This is a genomic window from Caballeronia sp. HLA56 (assembly GCF_054655155.1).
Genome location: NZ_BAAHOB010000003.1, coordinates 720369 through 739540 on the forward strand (window position 1 = coordinate 720369; position 19172 = coordinate 739540).

At 60.4% G+C, this 19172-nt stretch carries 18 protein-coding genes; 9 read left to right on the plus strand and 9 right to left on the minus strand.

All coding sequences use genetic code 11. The features are described 5' to 3' along the window. Window positions 1-6: 6 nt before the first annotated feature. A complete protein-coding gene (locus tag ACYQ47_RS15210) occupies window positions 7-1962 on the minus strand; it encodes a methyl-accepting chemotaxis protein (RefSeq protein ID WP_459905855.1) in 1956 nt (651 codons plus the stop codon). A 425-nt stretch (window positions 1963-2387) separates the two neighbouring features. Between ACYQ47_RS15210 and ACYQ47_RS15215 the strand changes: the two genes are divergently transcribed. Continuing rightward, a complete protein-coding gene (locus tag ACYQ47_RS15215; RefSeq protein WP_244831339.1) occupies window positions 2388-3671 on the plus strand; it encodes an MFS transporter in 1284 nt (427 codons plus the stop codon). A 61-nt stretch (window positions 3672-3732) separates the two neighbouring features. Here ACYQ47_RS15215 and ACYQ47_RS15220 read toward each other — a convergent pair whose 3' ends face one another. After that, window positions 3733-4734 carry a LacI family DNA-binding transcriptional regulator gene (locus ACYQ47_RS15220; protein WP_309847794.1) on the minus strand — a complete coding sequence of 334 codons (1002 nt, stop codon included), beginning with the start codon at window positions 4732-4734 and terminating at the stop codon, window positions 3733-3735. Window positions 4735-4920: 186 nt separating this feature from the next. On the opposite strand from ACYQ47_RS15220, the gene ACYQ47_RS15225 reads away from it, so the two are divergent. The 3 genes from ACYQ47_RS15225 (at window position 4921) to ACYQ47_RS15235 (ending at window position 8201) form a co-directional block, all read left to right on the plus strand. After that, complete coding sequence (locus ACYQ47_RS15225) at window positions 4921-5748, plus strand: NAD-dependent epimerase/dehydratase family protein (protein ID WP_244831341.1); 828 nt, start codon at window positions 4921-4923, stop codon at window positions 5746-5748. Continuing rightward, on the plus strand, window positions 5748-6647 hold the full coding sequence (locus ACYQ47_RS15230) for an SMP-30/gluconolactonase/LRE family protein (protein WP_250510567.1): 900 nt from the start codon (window positions 5748-5750) through the stop codon (window positions 6645-6647). The genes ACYQ47_RS15225 and ACYQ47_RS15230 overlap by 1 nt, the downstream gene beginning before the upstream one ends. Before the next feature lie 210 nt (window positions 6648-6857). Next, window positions 6858-8201 carry an MFS transporter gene (locus ACYQ47_RS15235; protein WP_244831343.1) on the plus strand — a complete coding sequence of 448 codons (1344 nt, stop codon included), beginning with the start codon at window positions 6858-6860 and terminating at the stop codon, window positions 8199-8201. A 55-nt stretch (window positions 8202-8256) separates the two neighbouring features. Here the strand turns inward: ACYQ47_RS15235 and ACYQ47_RS15240 are convergent, their stop codons facing one another. Continuing rightward, on the minus strand, window positions 8257-8982 hold the full coding sequence (locus ACYQ47_RS15240) for a FadR/GntR family transcriptional regulator (RefSeq protein ID WP_250494060.1): 726 nt from the start codon (window positions 8980-8982) through the stop codon (window positions 8257-8259). Between the two features lie 209 nt (window positions 8983-9191). Here ACYQ47_RS15240 and ACYQ47_RS15245 point away from each other — a divergent pair, with 209 nt between their 5' ends. The 5 genes from ACYQ47_RS15245 to ACYQ47_RS15265 all read left to right on the plus strand — a co-directional run bounded on the left by ACYQ47_RS15245 (window position 9192) and on the right by ACYQ47_RS15265 (window position 13083). Continuing rightward, on the plus strand, window positions 9192-10049 hold the full coding sequence (locus ACYQ47_RS15245) for an NAD-dependent epimerase/dehydratase family protein (RefSeq protein ID WP_459905856.1): 858 nt from the start codon (window positions 9192-9194) through the stop codon (window positions 10047-10049). A 93-nt stretch (window positions 10050-10142) separates the two neighbouring features. After that, complete coding sequence (locus ACYQ47_RS15250; protein WP_250468002.1) at window positions 10143-10889, plus strand: amino acid ABC transporter permease; 747 nt, start codon at window positions 10143-10145, stop codon at window positions 10887-10889. Then, window positions 10886-11539 carry an amino acid ABC transporter permease gene (locus tag ACYQ47_RS15255; RefSeq protein ID WP_244831347.1) on the plus strand — a complete coding sequence of 218 codons (654 nt, stop codon included), beginning with the start codon at window positions 10886-10888 and terminating at the stop codon, window positions 11537-11539. The genes ACYQ47_RS15250 and ACYQ47_RS15255 overlap by 4 nt, the downstream gene beginning before the upstream one ends. Then, window positions 11523-12251: an amino acid ABC transporter ATP-binding protein gene (locus tag ACYQ47_RS15260; protein ID WP_244831348.1), complete on the plus strand. Its 729-nt coding sequence runs from the start codon at window positions 11523-11525 to the stop codon at window positions 12249-12251. Before ACYQ47_RS15255 ends, ACYQ47_RS15260 begins: the two co-directional genes overlap by 17 nt. Window positions 12252-12288: 37 nt before the next feature. After that, complete coding sequence (locus ACYQ47_RS15265) at window positions 12289-13083, plus strand: transporter substrate-binding domain-containing protein (RefSeq protein WP_244831349.1); 795 nt, start codon at window positions 12289-12291, stop codon at window positions 13081-13083. A 40-nt stretch (window positions 13084-13123) separates the two neighbouring features. Here ACYQ47_RS15265 and ACYQ47_RS15270 read toward each other — a convergent pair whose 3' ends face one another. The 6 genes from ACYQ47_RS15270 to ACYQ47_RS15295 form a co-directional block, all read right to left on the minus strand. Next, the gene (locus ACYQ47_RS15270; RefSeq protein WP_459905857.1) at window positions 13124-14356 is read right to left on the minus strand and encodes an AGE family epimerase/isomerase; all 1233 of its coding nucleotides are present in this window, start codon (window positions 14354-14356) and stop codon (window positions 13124-13126) included. Between the two features lie 173 nt (window positions 14357-14529). After that, the gene (locus ACYQ47_RS15275) at window positions 14530-15426 is read right to left on the minus strand and encodes a helix-turn-helix domain-containing protein (protein ID WP_244831351.1); all 897 of its coding nucleotides are present in this window, start codon (window positions 15424-15426) and stop codon (window positions 14530-14532) included. Between the two features lie 113 nt (window positions 15427-15539). Then, on the minus strand, window positions 15540-15992 hold the full coding sequence (locus ACYQ47_RS15280; RefSeq protein WP_244831352.1) for a MaoC family dehydratase: 453 nt from the start codon (window positions 15990-15992) through the stop codon (window positions 15540-15542). Continuing rightward, the gene (locus ACYQ47_RS15285) at window positions 15989-17182 is read right to left on the minus strand and encodes a CaiB/BaiF CoA transferase family protein (RefSeq protein ID WP_250510570.1); all 1194 of its coding nucleotides are present in this window, start codon (window positions 17180-17182) and stop codon (window positions 15989-15991) included. The genes ACYQ47_RS15280 and ACYQ47_RS15285 overlap by 4 nt, the downstream gene beginning before the upstream one ends. 25 nt (window positions 17183-17207) lie before the next feature. Further along, complete coding sequence (locus ACYQ47_RS15290) at window positions 17208-18371, minus strand: acyl-CoA dehydrogenase family protein (protein WP_459905858.1); 1164 nt, start codon at window positions 18369-18371, stop codon at window positions 17208-17210. Continuing rightward, window positions 18368-19171, minus strand: coding sequence for an enoyl-CoA hydratase/isomerase family protein (locus ACYQ47_RS15295; RefSeq protein WP_459905859.1), 804 nt, complete (start codon window positions 19169-19171; stop codon window positions 18368-18370). Before ACYQ47_RS15295 ends, ACYQ47_RS15290 begins: the two co-directional genes overlap by 4 nt. Window position 19172 lies beyond the last annotated feature (1 nt).

The window sequence follows — 19172 nt, forward strand, 5'->3', positions numbered from 1 at the left end:
GATGCCTCAAACGCGGAACATGCTGACCACGCGTGCAAGGCGCTCGGCCTGATCGCGCAACTCGACGGTCGAGTGTTCCGCTTCGCTGACGAGCGCCGCATTCTGCTGTGTGGCTTCGCCAATCTGCATGACGGCCATGTTCACCTGCTCGATGCCGCTCGCCTGTTCCCGCGATGCCACGCCGATCTCATCGACGATAGCGTTTACGCGCGTCACCTGTTCGACGATGCCGTTCATCGTGCTGCTGGCTTCCTCGGCGATTCTGTAGCCGTGCGATACCTTGCCCGCCGATTCGCTGATCAACACTTCGATCTCCTTCACCGCGCCCGCACTGCGTTGCGCAAGCGCGCGCACTTCCGATGCCACCACGGCGAAGCCTCTGCCATGCTCACCCGCGCGCGCCGCTTCGACGGCAGCATTGAGCGCAAGGATATTCGTCTGAAACGCGATGCCTTCGATGGTCGCCGTGATATCGGCGATACGTCGTGACGATGCATCGATCTCGCCCATCGTCGAAACCACGCGGCCCACGGCTTCGCCGCCCGCACGTGCAGCCTCGGATGCCGACGCGACCAGCGTGCCCGCCTGCGCCGTATTTGCCGCGTTCTGCTGCACGGTCGAGGTGATCTGATCCATGCTCGCGGCCGTTTCCTCGACGCTCGCAGCCTGCGTCGCGATGCGCGATGCGATATCCGTGCTGCCGGATGCGATGCGAGCGGTGCCATCGCTCATGTCGGATGATGCGCTGCGAACCTGCGCGACGATGCCCGCCAGTCCGCGCGCAACGCCGTCGATGGCGCGCATCAGGCGGCCGATATCGTCTTCGCGCGTGGTATCGATACGAACGGTCAGATCGCCAGCGGCGATACGTTCCGAGGCATGCGTGACGTCGTCGAGCGGCCGGCTGACGAGCTTCGCCACGGCATAGAGCAACACGCCGACTAGCGCCGCGATCACCACGAGGCCGATCAGCAAGAAGCGGTTGCGACTTGCGTGCACATCGGCGAGCAGTTCATCGCGATATGCAATGCCACCGATCATCCAGTTCCATTGCCGCACGGTCATAAAGACGATTTCCTTCGCGCCGCCATGCACGCGCGCATCCGCGCCCGCGATTGTGGCGCCTTCGAAATCGAGCTGGCCTTCCTGTTTGTCGAGCATCGCCTTGAACGGCGCAACGCGTTCATCGGCCATCTCGCCTTGCGCGTCCGGATGCACCAGAAGCTTGCCGCCGTTCGCACCATTCGAAGCGTCGACGACGAAGTGATAGCCGGTCGCACCGATCGTGAGCTTGCGGATGTTGTCCTGCAACGCCGCGATTTCCGCGGAAACATCGACGCCCACGAACAGCGCACCGACGACGCGGCCCGATGTATCCGTCACGGGCTTGTATTCGGTGATGTACTGCTTGCCGAACAGCGCCGCCACGCCTATGTACGACTTGCCCGCGAGAATCGGTGCATAAGCCGGTCCCTTGCGATCCAGCAGCGTGCCGATGGCGCGCGTGCCGTCCTGCTTCTTGAGCGAGGTCGTCACACGCACGAAGTCGTCGCCGGTGCGCGCAAAAACGGTCGCGATTGCGCCGCTTTCCGCGAGAAACGCATCGGGAATGGCGAAGTCGCCGTTGAGTGGCTTGTCGCCCGCGTTGATCGCAGGCGTCGCAACGCCGCCGATGTCGACCGTATGCGATTCGTCGAGCGAGAAGGCAGCAGGCAGGCGATTCGAGAACATCGTCATGAAGCGCGAGACTTCGGCGCTCACGGCCGTGTTGTAGAGGCCGATCATCGATGCGATCGAGCGATTCTCACTTTCGACGCGTGCGAGCGCGTGCGCATCGACTTGCTCGCCGGCCGAGCGGGTGACGACAAGTGTGAGGGTGGCGACGACGACGGCCGCGAGAGAACACGCCAGCGCGGCGAATTTGGTGCCGACGTTCAAGCGGGCTAGACGAATACGAAGCATGGGGAGCACTGGGCGATGTGAAAGACGTAAGTGACGGTTATCGGCAGCGAAGCCACCTGCCTTTAGCGATTCGCGGCGCGTTTGGCATGCAAAACACAAGATGCCGCATGACTGAATGCAAAACACCAGATTCAACCGGCGTGGGAGCCAAGCTTTGTTGGAAACAACGCAGAAAACGATTAACTCAATCTTTCAACTACATTTCGTTTAGCAGCGGGGCCATATGTGGAGCGGCTCTGGCGGCATTAGGGAAAGTACAGGGATAGGCAACACGCACTGAAGCCATTATTCTTCAAAAAACGTTTTCCAAAACCTGGCCGGCAAGCGCGTTCTAGTCACGCGATAAGCCGAAGCCCACGGCGCTCGTCGCCGTCAATGCAACAAGTCACGCGGCACGACGAGCGCCGCCGCGTACGGAGACATTCATGCAAACAGCCGTCGTAGGCGTCGTGCGCGCAGCCAGCCGTTATCGCTGGACCGTGTGTGCGCTGCTCTTCTTCGCCACCGTCATCAACTACATGGACCGGCAGATTCTCGGTCTGCTCGCACCGGTTCTGCAGCATGACATCGGCTGGACGCAGGTTCAGTACGGGCGCATCGTGATCGCGTTCTCGGCGTTCTATGCAATCGGACTGTTGTGCTTCGGGCGTATCGTCGACTGGCTCGGTACGCGCATCTCCTACGGCCTCGCCATGTTCGTCTGGAGCATCGCCGCCATGCTGCACGCGGCGGTCGGCTCGGTCATGGGCTTTGCCATGGTGCGCGCGCTGCTTGGTATCGGCGAAGGCGGCAACTTCCCGGCGGCCATCAAGACGACGGCCGAATGGTTCCCGCGTCGCGAACGCGCGCTCGCTACTGGTATTTTTAATTCCGGCGCGAACATCGGTGCGGTGTTCGCACCGGCGATCATCCCGGCGCTCGCCGTTGCTTTCGGCTGGCGCGCGGCGTTCGTGATGATCGGTGCGATCGGTCTCGTGTGGCTCGTGGTGTGGTTCGTGATGTATCGCCAACCGGACGCGAGCGCGCATGACGACGATATCGAACGCGACGACACCGAAATCGCCGATGCTGCCAACGCTCACGCAGGCGCTCCCGGCTTCAAGGTGCTCATCAAGAAGCGTGAAACCTGGGCGTTTCTGATCGGCAAGTTCCTGACCGATCCGGTGTGGTGGTTCTACCTGTTCTGGCTGCCGAAGTGGCTCAACGAATCGCGTGGCATGGACATGCAGCATATCGGTCTGCCGCTCGTCGTGATCTATGCGATCACTACGGTGGGCAGTATCGGCGGCGGCTGGATTTCATCGGCGCTGATGCGCGCGGGCTGGAGCGTGAACGCGGCGCGCAAGACGGCCATGTTCATCTGTGCATGTTGTGTTTTGCCGATTGCATTCGTTTCGCTGGCGCAGAATCTGTGGGTCGCGGTCGCTATCGTCGGTCTCGCTGCAGCGGCGCACCAGGGCTGGTCGGCAAACCTGTTCACCACGGCGTCGGACCTGTTCCCGAAGCGCGCGGTCGGTGCAGTGGTCGGTATCGGCGGCATGGCCGGCTCGATCGGCGGCGTGCTGTTCTCGGAAGTGATCGGCCAAGTGCTCCAACGCACCGGTCAGTATTGGGCGCTGTTCGCCATCGGCGCATCGGCTTACCTGATCGCGTTCGCCATCATGCACGTGCTCACGCCGAAAATGACGCCGGCCAAGCTGGAATCCTGATCGCATGCAAAATGCCGCCGACACTCGAAAGATGCCGGCGGCATATTGCGTTATGAATACATCATGCAGTAGCAGTCACCGCGGCTGTCGATTCACGCACGATCAGGCGCGGCTCGAACATGGAATTACCCGGGTCGGGATGACCGGCGAGGGAATCGATGAGCTTCTGCATTGCGAGTTCGCCCATCTTCTCGCTCTGGATATCGACGGTGGTGAGTCCGGGCGCGGCGTAAGCGCCGTACGGCACGTTGTCGATGCCGGTGACGGAGACGTCCTCCGGCACGCGAATGCCGAGGGTTGCGGCTTCCTTCATGAAGCCGAGCGCGATCAGGTCGTTGTAGCAGATGACCGCCTGGGGACGCCTCGGGCCGAGCATCACGCGCGAGCAGGCGTGTTCGCCGGCAAGCGAAGTGGGCGCGTGGGCGTCGTGGACATCGAGTTCGAGGCCCACGTCTTCGAGACACTCGCGCACGCCGCGAATCCGCTCGTCGTTGATGCGCGCCTGGCCGAAGCCGAGGTATGCAATGCGCCGGTGCCCGAGGTTGAGCAGGTGCCGCGCGAGCATATGGGCGGCGAGGCGGTTGTCGATACCGACGCTTGGAATCGGCAGCGCTTCCGCGTTGCGCAGAAGCACGACGGGCTTGCCGAGATCGAGCATCCAGTGTGCTTCTTCGTCGGGTAGCCGCGAACTGACGATCAGACCGTCCACGCGTTGCGCGAGGGCTTCGATCAGCGGACGTTCGCGGGCCTGGGTTTCGTCGATATCGACGAGCAAGAGCGTGTAGTCGTGCCGGAGCGCAATGCGGTTCGCGCCTTTCACGACGTTGGTGAAGTGCGGGTTGCTGATGTCGAGAATCGTGAGGCCGATAGTGCGCGTGCGGCCGGTGATCATCGAGCGCGCAAGCGGGTTCGAACGATAGCCAAGCGTTTCGATCGCCGCCTTGAGCTTGGCCTCGACGGGTGCTGAAAAGCGCTGCGCGCCGTTGATGTATTTGGACACCGTCGCGACCGAGACGCCCGCTGCGGCGGCGACATCGCGAATGGTCGTAGAAGTTTTCTTCATTCGGAGGGTAACATTTACTTTGGCTTTTTCCAATGTTAACGGATTCTGACGTCGGTTCGGGAAACGTCGCATCGATAAAATCGATGAGGAGCGCCTTCGCTGTGCCCGTATCGGCATCACTATAAAGCCGAAAACGTTTTCTTCCATAGAGCTTTCAATTTATCTCACGTATCTCAAGGAGTTTCGATGAACCAGCCATCCGCAACGGGCAAACCGTTCAAGCGTCTGCTTCTGACCGGCGGGGCCGGCAATCTCGGGCGCCAGTTGCGGCCCGCGCTTGCGCAGTGGGCCGATGTCGTGCGCGTTTCGGACATCGCACCGCTCGATGACGCAGCCTCCCACGAGGAAGTCAGCGCGGTCGATCTCGCGGACCGCGACGCGGTAATGCGCATGGTGGAAGGCGTCGATGCGATCGTGCATCTCGGCGGCATCTCCATCGACGCGCCCTTCGACGATCTGATCGAAGCGAACATTCGCGGCACTTACAACATCTACGAAGCGGCGCGCCGGCATGGCGTGAAGCGCGTCGTGTTCGCGAGTTCGAATCATGCGATCGGTTTTCATCCGGTCACCGAGGTGCTCGACACGGATTCGCCGCATCGCCCGGACAGTCTCTATGGCGTGACCAAGTGTTTCGGCGAGTCGCTGTCGCGCTACTACTTCGATCGCTTCGGCATCGAGACGGTCAACTTGCGCATTGGCTCGTCGTTCGAGGAGCCGAAGAATCCGCGCATGCTGGTGACTTATCTGAGCTACCGCGACTTCATCGAGCTCGTGCGTTGCTCGCTCTTCGCCAACCGCGTCGGCCATGCGGTGGTGTACGGCGCATCCAACAATCCGGTGAAGTGGTGGGACAACTCGGGCGCGGCGTTTCTGGGCTTCCGTCCGCAAGACAGTTCGGAACAGTTCAACGGACTCTTCCCCACAACCGCGCCGACAGCCGACCGCGACGACCCCGCGCAACGCTTTCAAGGCGGTCCATACGTCCTCGGCGAACCGCTGGAGCGCAAGTAATGGCGAGCGTGGAGCGCCTCGAAGCGGCGGGACACGCGGCGGTCGGCGAGTGCCCGGTGTGGCGCGCGGAAGAGGGCGCGCTTTACTGGGTGGATATTCCAGCGCGCAAGTTCGTGCGTCTCGTCGTCGCGAGCGGCGAGCGCAGCGAGTGGACGTTGCCCGAGCAGATCGCGTGTTTTGCATTCGATCCGACGGGAACTGTCGTGGCGGGCATGGAGAGCGGCCTGTTTGCATTCGGCATGCAGTCGACAAAAGACATTCGACCATCGAAGCTGGCCGCACCGAGTTTTCCCGCGCCGGGCATGCGCTTCAACGACGGCCGCTGCGACCGTCAGGGCCGCTTCTGGGCCGGCACGATGGTGCAGGACATGTCGCTCGCAAGTCCGGCCGGCGCGCTATTCCGGTTCGATACGGACGGCGTGCTGTCGGAGCCTATCGTCGATGGCCTCGTCACACAGAACGGTCTCGCCTGGTCGCCGGATGGCCGCACGATGTATCTGTCGGATTCGCATCCAACCAAGCGTGTGATCTGGGCATTCGATTTCGATCCCGACACGGGCACACCGCGTAACCGTCGCGTCTTCGCCGATCTGCATGACTATGCGGGCCGTCCCGACGGCGCGGCCGTGGACGCCGACGGCTGTTACTGGACTTGCGCCAACGACGCCGGCCGCCTTTTGCGCTTCACGCCGCGAGGCGAACTTGACCGTGAAATCGCGTTGCCGGCCAGCAAGCCGTCGATGTGCGCGTTCGGCGGCAGCGACCTCTCGACGCTCTACGTAACGTCGATTCGCCCCGGTGCGAACGCCACCGAAGACGACGGCTGCGTCTTCGCGCTGAATCCCGGCGTCAAAGGCCTGCCCGAACTGGCATACGGTGCGATGTTACCGGTCGCATAACGACGGCCTCAAGGAGCGGCAAGTCCGCTCCGCACCTTCAGCAATGCGCGCCGCACCGCAATGGCGCGCAAATATTTAGCGCTAAAGCGAACGAAAGTTCGTGAGGCAGGCTAAACACCACTTCTGTCGTCTCCGCTTAAAGAGTAGGCTGCGCGAGTATCCCAACGTATGCCAGCCAACTACCGGTTATTCAATTCGGAGGAGACATAGATGGAGCTTGAAACTCGCACCATGAAGCGCGTGATGTTTCGTCTCGTGCCGTTCCTGATTCTGTGTTACTTCATCGCTTACCTCGATCGCGTCAATGTCGGTTTTGCCGCCTTGCAGATGAACAAGGCGCTCGGCTTTTCGGCGAGTATGTTTGGCTTTGGCGCCGGTATCTTTTTCATTGCCTATTTTTTCTTCGAGGTCCCTTCCAACCTGCTGCTCGAACGTTTCGGCGCACGCCGCTGGATCGCGCGCATCATGTTCACGTGGGGCATTCTTGCGGCCTTGATGGCGTGGATTCCGCACATCGCTCAAGCAACGGGCTTGTCGAACGCTTATGTGTTCTATGGCTTGCGCATTTTGCTTGGCATCGCCGAAGCGGGCTTTTTCCCCGGCATTATTTTCCTGCTAACGCTTTGGTTTCCGGCTAAGTATCGCGGGCGAGTGGTGGGCTACTTCATGGCCGCGATTCCGCTTTCGACCGTGATCGGCGGGCCTATCTCCGGCGCCTTGCTGCAAATGGATGGCTTGGCCGGCATGCAAGGCTGGCAATGGCTTTATCTGATCGAAGCGCTGCCCGCATTGGTGCTTGCATTCGTGGTGTTCTTTTATCTGACCGACAAGCCCTCCGACGCTCATTGGCTCGCTGAAGACGAGCGCAAGTGGCTCGTCGAACGTCAGGCGCATGAGCGCGCGCATCGCGAGTCGGTTCATGCGTTTAGCGTGAAGGAAGCGATCTTTAATCCGCGCGTGCTTGCCATTGCCTTGATTTACTTCGGCGCCAACGCAACCAATTACGGCTTGAGCTTCTTCTTGCCGCAGATCGTCAAGGCATTCGGCTTGACGAATTTGCAGACTGGCTTTGTCACGGCCATGCCTTACGCGGTCGGTGTGATCAGCATGGTGCTGTGGGGTCGCCACTCGGACCGCAAGCTCGAGCGTCGCTGGCACGTGGCCATTGCATTGATGGTAGCGGCAGGCGGTATCGCGGCTTCAGCTGGCCTGGATAATCCGGTAGCAAAGATGATTGCGCTTTCCATCGCCGGCTTCGGTATCTTCGGCTGTCTGCCGATTATCTGGACCTTGCCCGCTTCGTTCCTTTCGGGCGCGGCGGCGGCTGGCGGTATTGCCGCAATCAACTCGCTTGGCAATCTCGCGGGCTTCTTCGGGCCGTATGCAATGGGCTGGATCAAGGACAGCACGGGCGGCTTTGGTGCAGGTCTGCTTTGCCTGGCCGGCGCGGGGATGGTGGGCGTCGCGGCGGTATTGCTGCTGCATCACGACCCGGCGCTTGAGAGTATCGATCCGCACGACGAAGTCGATGCCGAGCCGAATCTGGCAAGGTAAAACGCTTAAGGGCCGCCTGAATTTTCGGCGGCCCTTTTTAATTTTGCGGCTGGATTCACGCCGTGGCCTGAGCTCTTCGCAATCTCTCCCTGCTGTTGATCAAGTGCAAGCGCATTGCCGTGCGCGCCGAGTCCGCATCGCCGCGTTCGATCGCATCGGCAATCTGCTCGTGCTCGCGATTCACGCGAACCAGATAATCGGCGTAATGGTCGTGTGGAATGGCGGTCGCGGTTAGCCGTGTCCTTGGAAACATCCTTAAACCAAGATGCTCCATGATCTCGACGAAATAGCGATTTCCCGTGGCATGCGCGATTTCCAGATGAAAGCGAAAGTCCGGCGATACGGTGCCATCTTCCTGACCCACGCCGCGCGCAAACTCCGCGAGCGCCGTGCGCATGGTCGCTAATCTGCCGGCATCGCAACGCATGGCAGCAAGGCCCGCCGATTCGGTTTCCAGACTAATGCGCAATTCGAGGATCGCGAGCGCATCCATGGAGCCGGCGACGTCGGCGGGGTCGAGCTGCAATAGCGACGAGGTACTCGCTTCGCACACGAACGTACCGATGCCATGACGCGTCTCGACGAGGCCCGCAGCCTGCAGTCGCGATAACGCCTCGCGCACCACGGTGCGGCTCACGCCGAAGCGTTGCACCATCTCCGCCTCGGTCGCGATTCGGCAACCTGCTCGCAATTCCCGCGCGTCGATCTGTGCGCGCAGTGCATCGACGAGCTGTGTGGTCAGACTGCGGCGTGTGCCGTGAGAAGGGGCGGCGACATCCATGGATGCGGATACATTGAACAAGTCGACGGAAGGTTCGGGCGTTAATGTCACAGCGCTCTCTTAGTGTTTTCCAGAGGTTCTGGGAATCGGTCTTTCAACAAGTTGACAAATCATTCTGCAAATGATGATATGCGGCATAGAGTGATATGACAACGTACAAGAAATGCGCGCAGGGTAATCCCTAGCATTGCATGCAGGAGACAAAACTCATGGAATCACAGACGGACGCATTGCCGTTGCAGGGCACCCTCGAACCCGAATTGCGCTTCGACCGTCTGCTCCTCACGGGTGCGGCGGGCGGTATCGGTAAAGCCATTCGGCATCGTGTCGCGGAGTTTGCAGAGCATGTGCGAGTGTCGGATCTGCCCGGCGTATTGTCGGGCGATGCAGCGCCTCACGAAGAAATCGCGCCGTGCGATCTGGCAGACCGTCAAGCAGTCGATGCACTCGCCGCCGATTGCGACGCCATCGTTCATCTCGGCGGCGTATCGGTGGAGCGTCCGTTCGAAGAGATACTCGAAGCCAACATCAAGGGCGTCTTCAACCTCTACGAAGCGGCGCGGCTCAACAGCGTAGAGCGCATCGTATTCGCCAGCTCGAATCACGTCACAGGCTTTTATCGGCAAGACGAACGAATCGATGCCAGCGCGCGCAAGCGTCCCGATGGCTACTACGGCTTGTCGAAGTCGTTCGGCGAGGACATGGCGCAGTTGTACTTCGACCGCTATGGCATCGAGACGGTGAGCATCCGCATCGGCTCCGTTTTTCCCGAGGCCAAGGACCGCCGCATGATGGCGAGCTGGATGAGCTACGACGACTTCCATGATCTGCTGCGCCGCGCGCTGTTCACGCCGGGCGTCGGACACACGATCGTTTTCGGCATGTCGGCAAATGCGCATACCTGGTGGGACAACTGTGACGCGTCGGTACTCGGCTTCGAGCCGCGCGACTCGTCCGAGAAGTTCCGCGACAAGGTCGAAGCCACGCCGGCGCCCGCACCGACCGATCCAGTTGCGGTGTATCAGGGCGGCGTGTTCACGGTGACGGGTCCTTTCGATCCGGTGTAATGCATGCGGCATACAGAATGCCGAACTCGCGTAGTCAGTCGTCATACATCCAGAAGTGTCTGACTCGCTCCTTCGAACTGAGGCACGACCGCCATGTTCTCTCTCGACTTTGCTCCGTTGTTGCCGTACTGGCCGACGTTCCTTTTAGGCGCGTGGCTCACGCTCAAGATGACGTGCGTGGCGGTGTTCTTTGGCCTCATCCTCGGCATGCTCGTGGCATTCGCCAAGCGCGCGAAGGTGCCGGTGCTGACGCGCCTCTGCATCATCTATATCGAGGCGGTGCGCAACACGCCGTTTCTCGTGCAGATCTTCCTGCTGTATTTCGGGCTGGCGAGTATAGGCTTGCGCATGCCGACCTTTGCCGCGGCTGCGCTCGCCATGACCATCAACATCGGCGCTTATGCCGCCGAGATCATTCGCGCGGGTCTGGAATCGGTGCCACGCGGGCAGATCGAAGCAGCAGAGTGCCTGGGTCTTTCGCGCTGGCGCATCGGCTGGAACGTGATGTTGCAGCCCTCTATCGAGAAGGTCTATCCGGCGCTCACGAGCCAGTTCCTGTTGATGATGCAAGCCTCGGCGATCGCTTCGCAAATCTCCGCCGAGGAACTGACCGCCGTTGCCAACACCGTGCAGTCGGATACCTTCCGCTCGCTTGAAACCTATATCGTCGTCGCGCTGCTCTATCTCGGGCTGTCGCTCATCATCAAGCTCATTGCATGGGCTGTCGGTGAGCATCTGTTCAAGCGGCGCCGCGCCATCCGTCTTGCCGCAAAACGCGCGGGCAAGACGCCGCCGGACTCCCCGCGCATCGATACCGTCATTCCCGGAGGTGCGGCATGAGCGGCGGATTCACGGCATCGCATTTTGTGTACCTCGTGCAATCGATCGGCTGGACGCTGGTGCTCTCCATGCTTGCGTTCGTGCTCGGCGGTATCGGCGGATTCCTCGTCATGCTGGCGCGCATCTCGCCGCGCCTCTGGCTCGCGCGCACAGCCATCGTGTTTATCGAGGCGATTCAGGGCATTCCGTTGCTGATCCTGCTCTTCATCGTGTACTTCGGGTTATCCGTGTATGGCTATCAGGTACCCGCGCTCGTTGCGGCGGGTCTTGCGCTGATGGTTTATTCGAGCGCGTATCTCGGCGACATCTGGCGCGGCTGCGTCGAAGCCATGCCCAAGCCGCAATGGGAAGCCGCCGAGTGCCTGTCGCTGTCGCGCTGGCAGAGTCTGAGGCTCGTCATCATCCCGCAGGCGATGCGGCTTGCCTTGCCGCCCACGGTGGGCTTTCTCGTGCAGATCATCAAGATGACTTCGCTCGCCTCCGTGATCGGCTTTATCGAACTCACGCGCGCAGGGCAGATCATCAACAACTCGATCTTTCAGCCGTTCCTCATCTTCGGACTGGTCGGCGCTTTCTATTTCGTCCTGTGCTATCCGCTTTCGCGCTGGAGCCAATCGATGGAGAATAAGCTCAATGTCAGCAATCGTTAAGGTCGACGAGGTCTACAAGAGCTTCGGCTCCAATCAGGTGCTGAAAGGCGTCTCGTTCGATGTCAACAAGGGCGAGATGATCGCCGTGATCGGTGCGAGCGGTTCCGGCAAGAGCACGGCGTTACGCTGTATCGATCGGTTGGAAACTATCGACCAAGGGCAGATAGAGGTATGCGGCATTCGCGTGGACGATCCGAAGGTGGATCTGCATCTCTTGAGGCGCGAAGTCGGCATCGTGTTTCAAAGCTATAACCTCTTTCCGCACCTAACGGTCGAAGAAAACATCATGCTCGCATTGCGGCACGTGAAGAAGTTATCGCGTGACGAAGCGAGACGCGTCGCGCTCAACGTGCTCGAACAAGTCGGGCTTGGGCAGAAGGCCGATGCCTATCCTGAGCAATTGTCGGGCGGACAACAGCAACGCGTGGCGATCGCACGATCGCTCGCGATGAACCCCAAGGTCATGTTGTTCGACGAAGTGACCTCCGCGCTCGATCCGCAACTCACGGGAGAAGTGCTGCGTGTCATGGAAGACCTCGCGGCCGATGGCATGACCATGCTGCTAGTCACGCATGAAATGGCGTTCGCCAAGCGCGTGGCGGACCGCATCATCTATATGCATCAGGGAAAGGTGTGGGAAGTGGGCGATGGCAGCATGCTCGATGCGCCACGCACGCCCGAATTGCGAGCGTTTTTGAACAACGGCCTTTGAACGGCATTTTTTCAATCCAAGAAGACGGAGACATCACTTGAAAGCACAGAAACACATTGCACGCGCATGCGTGGCGGCATTGATGATGGCAGGCGCCATTCACAGCGCAATGGCCGATCAGCTCGATGACATCAAGAAGGCCGGCGTCGTGCGCGTTGCCATCGCAATGGGCACGCCGCTCTTCAGCTACGCCGACGAGAACCTCAAGCCCGCAGGCTCGGATGTCGATACCGCCGCCGCGCTCGCAAAAGATCTCGGCGTCAAGCTCGAACTCGTGCAGATCACTAACGCCGCGCGCATTCCGACCTTGCAGGCAAAGCGCGCCGACCTCGTGATCGCCGACTTGTCGATCACGCCGGAGCGCGCAAAGGTCGTCGATTTCTCGATTCCCTATGCGGTGATCACCATCATCGTGGGTGGGCTTAAGAGCATCAAGGTGAAGGACTATGCGGACCTCGATGGCAAGACCATCGGGCTCACGCGTGCAACGGTCAACGACACGCTGACGACGCAGCAAGCGAAGGGCGCGCAAATTCAGCGCTATGAAGACGACGCCACGCTCATCACGTCGATGGTCGCGGGTCAGATCGACATCTTCTCCAGCACGCCGTCGAACCTTCAGGAAATGCAGAAACGTGCGCCCGCACGCAATATCGAACTCAAGTTCGAACAGAAGAACTTCGATCTCGGCATTGCGATGAACAAGGATCAACCGGCTCTGAAAGAGTGGGTGGACAAGTGGGTCAGCACGAACCAGAAGAACGGCAACCTCAACGCGATCTACAAGAAGTTCCACGGACGCGATCTGCCCGACGCCGTCCGCAAGGGCTGAACGAATGCCGGCGACATGCGTATGTCGCCGGCATTGTTCTTTACGCTAGAGGAATGCGCGGTGCGTCGAGCGGGCGCAGCTTGCCCGGATGCACGACACGACACAAGGCTTCGACAAAGAAGAAGTCGCCGAACATGGTCGCGCCATCCACGCCAATGTTGTGCGGCTTCGAATAGCAGGAGTTGTGCAGCAGGCCGTGTTCGCCGTCCTTGGTGAACTCATCGCGGCACAACGCTTCGAGCATCGCGACTCCGTGACGGCTCCATTTCGTTGCGGCATCCGCCGATGGATGAATGCGCGCCAGTTCGAGCAAAGCCGATGCGACGATAGCGGCGGCGGCCGTGTCCTTGATGTCGGCATCGCTGCCGGTTGCGTCGAAGTCCCAAGGGGGAATCTGACGGCCATCGAGACGGCGCAGATAGTATTCGGCCAGACGCTCGGCGAGTTCAATGTACGCGAGCTTGCCCGTTTCGCGCGCGGAATTCGCATACCCGTAGATCGCCCAGGCCTGACCGCGGCTCCATGCAGACTCGTCGAATGCGCCTTGAAAAGTGTAGCCACGTTTGCGCGCGCCCGTTTCGAGATCGTATTCGACGGCGTGATACGTCGAGTCGTCGGGACGCACGAAGGCGCGTGCAGTCATCGCGGCATGCGCGTCCGCTGCATGCCGATAGCTGCCGTCATCGGCATGATTCGCCGCCCAGTAGAGCAGCGAGAGATTGGCCATCGTATCGATTGCGGATGCACTTCTGCCGCGCGGATCGGCGAGCGGTCCCCATGACGCGAGATAAGCGCCATCGCGCGTGGTGACGAGGCGGGCGCGCAGTTTGTCCGCCGCCTTCAACGCGATATCGGCAAAGCGTGCATCGCCCGTGATGTGATGGCCGGGCACCGCGCTGCTGTCGAAGATGAAGCCGATGTCATGCGTGTTCGGATCGTCCGCGCGTTGTTCGACGAGCAGCATGCGCGCACGCGCCCATTCGAGAAATTTCGCGTCGCCGGTATGAAGATGCGACGTGAGCAAAAGGCCTACCCAGAAGCCACAGAACCAGTTGCCGTGACTCCAGGCGTCGTTGTCATAGCCGGCGGATAGCGAAGCGGGCAGACGCACCCATTCGCCATCGGGACCTGTGACTTGCGGAAACTCGACACCGAAACTCAATTCATCGGCCGCGACTTTTACAGCCGTGCGGTCGAGCGTTTCGCGAAAGAGCCGTGTCTGGTCCTGCGTGAGTGAATAGATATCGGAAAGCGGGGTTGTAGCGTTCGACACTTTGTCTCCTGTGGACGAGAGCGGACGCGCTTAATGCATCGCGCTTGTCTCATGCAAGTGGGTTGCAGAATACGTTGAACACGCACGTCGATTCTAAAAACCCATGCTCACGCGACGTTAGGATGAAACGCGGGATCTGTTGGACATTTCTGCATGGAATACCGAATGCGCGTTCAAATATGCAACTTGTCGAGGCTGCGGCGATAGTCGATCGGTGAGCGGCCTGTGTGCTTGCGAAAGCACCGGCTGAAATAAGCGGGGTCGTCGAAAGAGAGTTGCGATGCGATCTCCGCGACGTTCACTTCGGAATGCAGCAGCAAGCGCTTGGCTTCGAGCATGACGCGTTCGCGTATCAGCTTTGCAGCCGTGCTGCCGAGCGCCGCGCGCGTGGCTTCGTTGAGCGCGCGCTCGGTCACGTTGAGCAGACGCGCATAGTCGGCGGCATCGTTCATCGAGCGAAAATGCTTCTCCAGAAGGCTCTTGAAGCGGCGCGACAACAACACGTTACGCGACGTGCCCGACTCCGTGACCGCCGCCGCGCTGCTCATGCGCGCGGCCTTGAGCAAAAAGATACGCAGATAAGCCCAGATTGCATCCTGATGGCCGTGCAGTTCCGAGCGATACTCGTCCATCATGCCGTCGATGAGACGCATCATTTCATGCGCTTGCGCGTCGTTCAGATAGACCGCTGCGGCAAGCTGATCGAAGTCGTGCACCGGCACTTCGGTTTCCGAATGCCGGTTCTGCACGCGAAACGAAAAGAACTCGGATGAGAAGCTGATCGACCAGCCGACCGTATCGGGGGATAGAACGAAGTCGTGTATCTGGCCTGGCGCCATGAAGAACAGCGACTGCGGACGCACCTCATAACGCACCGAGTCGATGACATGATGACCCGTGCCCGTCACCACCCAGGCGATGTGATAGAAGTCATGCCGATGCGGATAAGGCAGTGTCGACTTCATGACTTCGAGCGGCGCAAAGTGGAAGTCCATCGACTTGACGTGCGCGCCATATTCGTAGTTCTCGATCTTGATGACCGGAACGTGGCAACCACATGCGGTACTCAACTTTCGTCTCCTGCGGGCGGCGCTTCATTCGTGCTGCGCTCGTTTTCGCGGCGCTGCATCGAAGTCTAACGAATGCTTGCGCCGCCCGTAACTGGCGGATTCCCCGACGCGTCTCATTCGAACTTGAGTTCCTTTAGCGCGGAAAGCCCGCTCAGCACGACCTTGCCGCGTTGATTGCGAACCATGGTGTCCATCACGAGAATTCGCTTGGCGTCCTTCTTCTCCACCACGGTCACGTTGATGGTGATGGTGTCGTCGATGAACACTGGCCCCAGAAAACGCAGTTCTTGTCCGACATAAGCGAAGCCCGGACCGGTCAGTCGCGTGTGTGCGGCCGAGACGAGCGAGGCCGTCAACAGGCCGTGCACGACGCGTCTTCCGAACGGTGAGCGCTCCGCAAACGCTTGCTCCATGTGCAGGGGATTCAGATCGCCCGACAGATGACCGAACGCATTGACCGCCGATTCGACCACGGTGTGGACGTCCACCTGCGAGCGGCCGATTTCCACATCGTCGAAGCGCAGCAGTTCGGGTGCTGCGGGAGCAGCGTGTAGTTGGGCGCTCATGCATTTCTCCTCGAAGTCAGCGCGATGCCGGCATCGACCAGTTCGTCGATCCGCGTAGTGTCATAACCCAGTTCGGCCAGCACCTCACGTGTGTGCTCGCCCTGTCGCGGCGGATGCCGTCGCATGGGCGGCGCCTCGCCGTCATAGCGCACCGGATGCGCAAGTACGCGTATTGGTCCCGCCTCTTCGTGTTCGAACGACATGATCATCTGGTTATGCGCGACTTGAGGGTCGACCTCGACCTGCTCGTAGTCGTTGACCGGCGCGAACCAGATATCGTGCTCCTCGAAGACGCGCATCCATGTTTCTGTCGTGCGCCTGGTCAACGCGTCATAGACCAGTCGATTGATTTCATCGCGACGTCGCACGTTGTCTTTCGGATGCGTGAACTCGGCGAGCGCGGGGACATCGAGCGCATTGGAGAGCTTCTGCGTCGGTGTAAGCGAGATCGCGATATAACCGTCGAGCGTTTTATAGACGCCATAGGGCGCAGGATGAAAGCGGCTACCCGTTGGCGGCTGGGTGCGCTGCCAGAGCGGTCCCTTGTTCATGTAGTACGTGAAAGGCTCGATCTGCAAATCCAGTGCCGCGTTCAGCAAATTGCTCTCGACACGCGTACCCACACCCGTGCGTTCGCGCGACTGAAGTGCAGCAACCACGCCGAACGCTGCCAGCACCGCTGCATGTTGATCGACGATAGCGGAGCCGACAGGCGTCGGCGGCGAATCGGCTTCACCTGAAAGCATGGTCATGCCGCTCATCGCTTGTAATAGCAGGTCTTGTCCCGGGCGCTTGAGATAGGGACCCGACGATCCATAACCCGTGCACGAGCAATACACGAGACGCGGGTTGACCTCGTGCACTTGCGCATAGCCGAAGCCCATCTTGTCGAGCACACCGGGGCGGTAGTTCTCTATCAATACGTCGGCTTCGCGGATCAGACGCCACACGATTTCACGCGCGGCTTCCTCACGCAAGTCGAGCGAGATGCTGCGCTGATTGCGATTGCCCAGCAGAAAGAACACGCTCACGCCTTCGACGAAAGCGTCCGCGCCGGTCCAGCTTCGCTCGAACGCGCCGCCCGGTGGCTCGATCTTGATGACATCCGCACCGACATCGGCGAGCATCTGCACGGCGGCGGGCCCTTGCAGAAAGTGGGTGAAACTCAGTACCTTGATGCCTTCCAGCATAAACTCCCCCTTCGTCCGCGCGTTATCAGGCAAGCGCCGCACGCGCGATGATCATGCGTTGTATTTCGGATGTCCCTTCGACGATCTCGAGCACCTTGGCGTCGCCGAATGCGCGCGCTACCGGATACTCCGCCATCACGCCGTAACCGCCGTGTATCTGCAAAGCCTGATGCGCTGCGTGCATCGCCTGTTCCGAGGCGAAGAGCTTGGCTTGCGATGCCTGCATGTCGAACGGCGCGCCGCTGTCCTTCAATGTGGCGGCGTCGTAAAGCATGAGACGTGCGGCATGCGCGTGCGTCGCCATGTCGGCGACCTTGAATTGCAGGCCTTGAAACTCCGCTATCGCGCGGCCGAACGCGCGGCGCGTCTTCATGTATTCGACGGACCGTTCGAGCGAGCCTTGCAAGATGCCGAGCGCAAGCGCGCCGATTAAAATGCGGCCTGTGCTGATCTGCGCGAGCGTCTGACGCAAACCCGCGCCGCGTTCACCAAGCAAATTCTCTGCGGGAATTGCGCAGTTTTCGAAGAACAACTCGTGCGTGATCGAAGCGCGCCAGCCGATCTTGCGCAGCTTGCGGCCCGTTTGATAGCCAGTAGTGTCCGAAGGCACGATGAAGTTCGAAATCTCTTTCTTGCCATCGGCACGCGTACCGGTCACAGCCGCGATTACCACCGGCCCGCCGAGTTCAGTGCCCGAGTTGCTGATGAAAGTCTTCGCACCATCGATGACCCAGCGCTCGCCATCGAAGCGCGCACGTGTGGCGATGTTGGCCGCATCCGATCCCGCATCGGGCTCGGACAAACCGATCGAACCGATCTGGCTGCCTTCGAGAATAGGCCTTAAATAAAGGTCCTTTTGCGTCGATGTGCCGTAGTTCGACAAGAGACTCGCGACAGTCGAATTGGCCATCAAGGCGTTCGCGACCGCACAATCCACGCGCGCCAGTTCTTCGAGCACGATGACAAACGAAAGCCAGTCGCCACCGCCACCGCCCCATTGCTCCGCATAGGGCAGGCCGGTGAAGCCAAGCTCGCCGGCTTGACGCCAGATATCGTAGGGAAAGGCTTCTTGCTCCCAGAGCTCCTCGGAATGCGGTGCAATCTCTTTGTCGGCGAAGCGGCGAACGGCTTCACGAATCATGGCGTGCTCTTCGCCGAGCCAGTGAGGCAAACGATGTATCGTGCTCATTCGGTCACCGTCACGGTCGAGGCGCGCCGTGCAAGGCGCTTTTCCATGAACTGCCTCAAGCCCGCGCGCGCGCCTTCACTCGTGAAATTCACCGCGTATTGCGCTGCTTCAAAGTCGAGTCCTGCGGACAAGGGCATTTCGTTCGCGCGATTGAGCGCGCGCTTCGCCATTTCCATTGCGAAGGGGTCGTAGACGGCGAGTGTTTCGGCGAACTCGCGCACTGTATCGAACAATGCATCGTGTTCGACGATCTCATGCAGAAAGCCGAACGACGCGCATTCCTGAGCCGTATGACGCCGCCCGCTCAACACGAATCGCTTGGCGCAGGCGAGCCCCATCTTGGCGACGGCGAGTTGCGTGCCACCCCAGCCGGGCATGGTATTGAGCGTGATCTCGGGAAACCCGAAGCTCGCTTTCGTCGATGCAATCACGAAGTCGCAGGCAAGCGCCAATTCGAAACCGCCGCCTAGCGCGAAGCCATTGACCATTGCGATGGTCGGCTTGGCGCTTTCATGCAGGCGCAACAACGCGCGCTGCCCGGCTACCATGTCACGATACGCGCCCGCGCTGTCGAGCGTAACCAGCCGCTCGATATCGTTGCCAGCAGCGAAGGCCTTGGGACCGCTACCCGTGACGGCGATGACGCGCGTTGCATCGTCGGCGAGTGCATCGTCGAGTCCTGCTTCGAGCGCCGCGAGCATTTCCGGCGTGAAGGCATTGAGTTTATCGGCGCGGTTGAGCGTCAGGAGACGCAGCGCGCCGTGCTGTTCCGCTATGACGGGCGAGGTGTTCATCAGCATC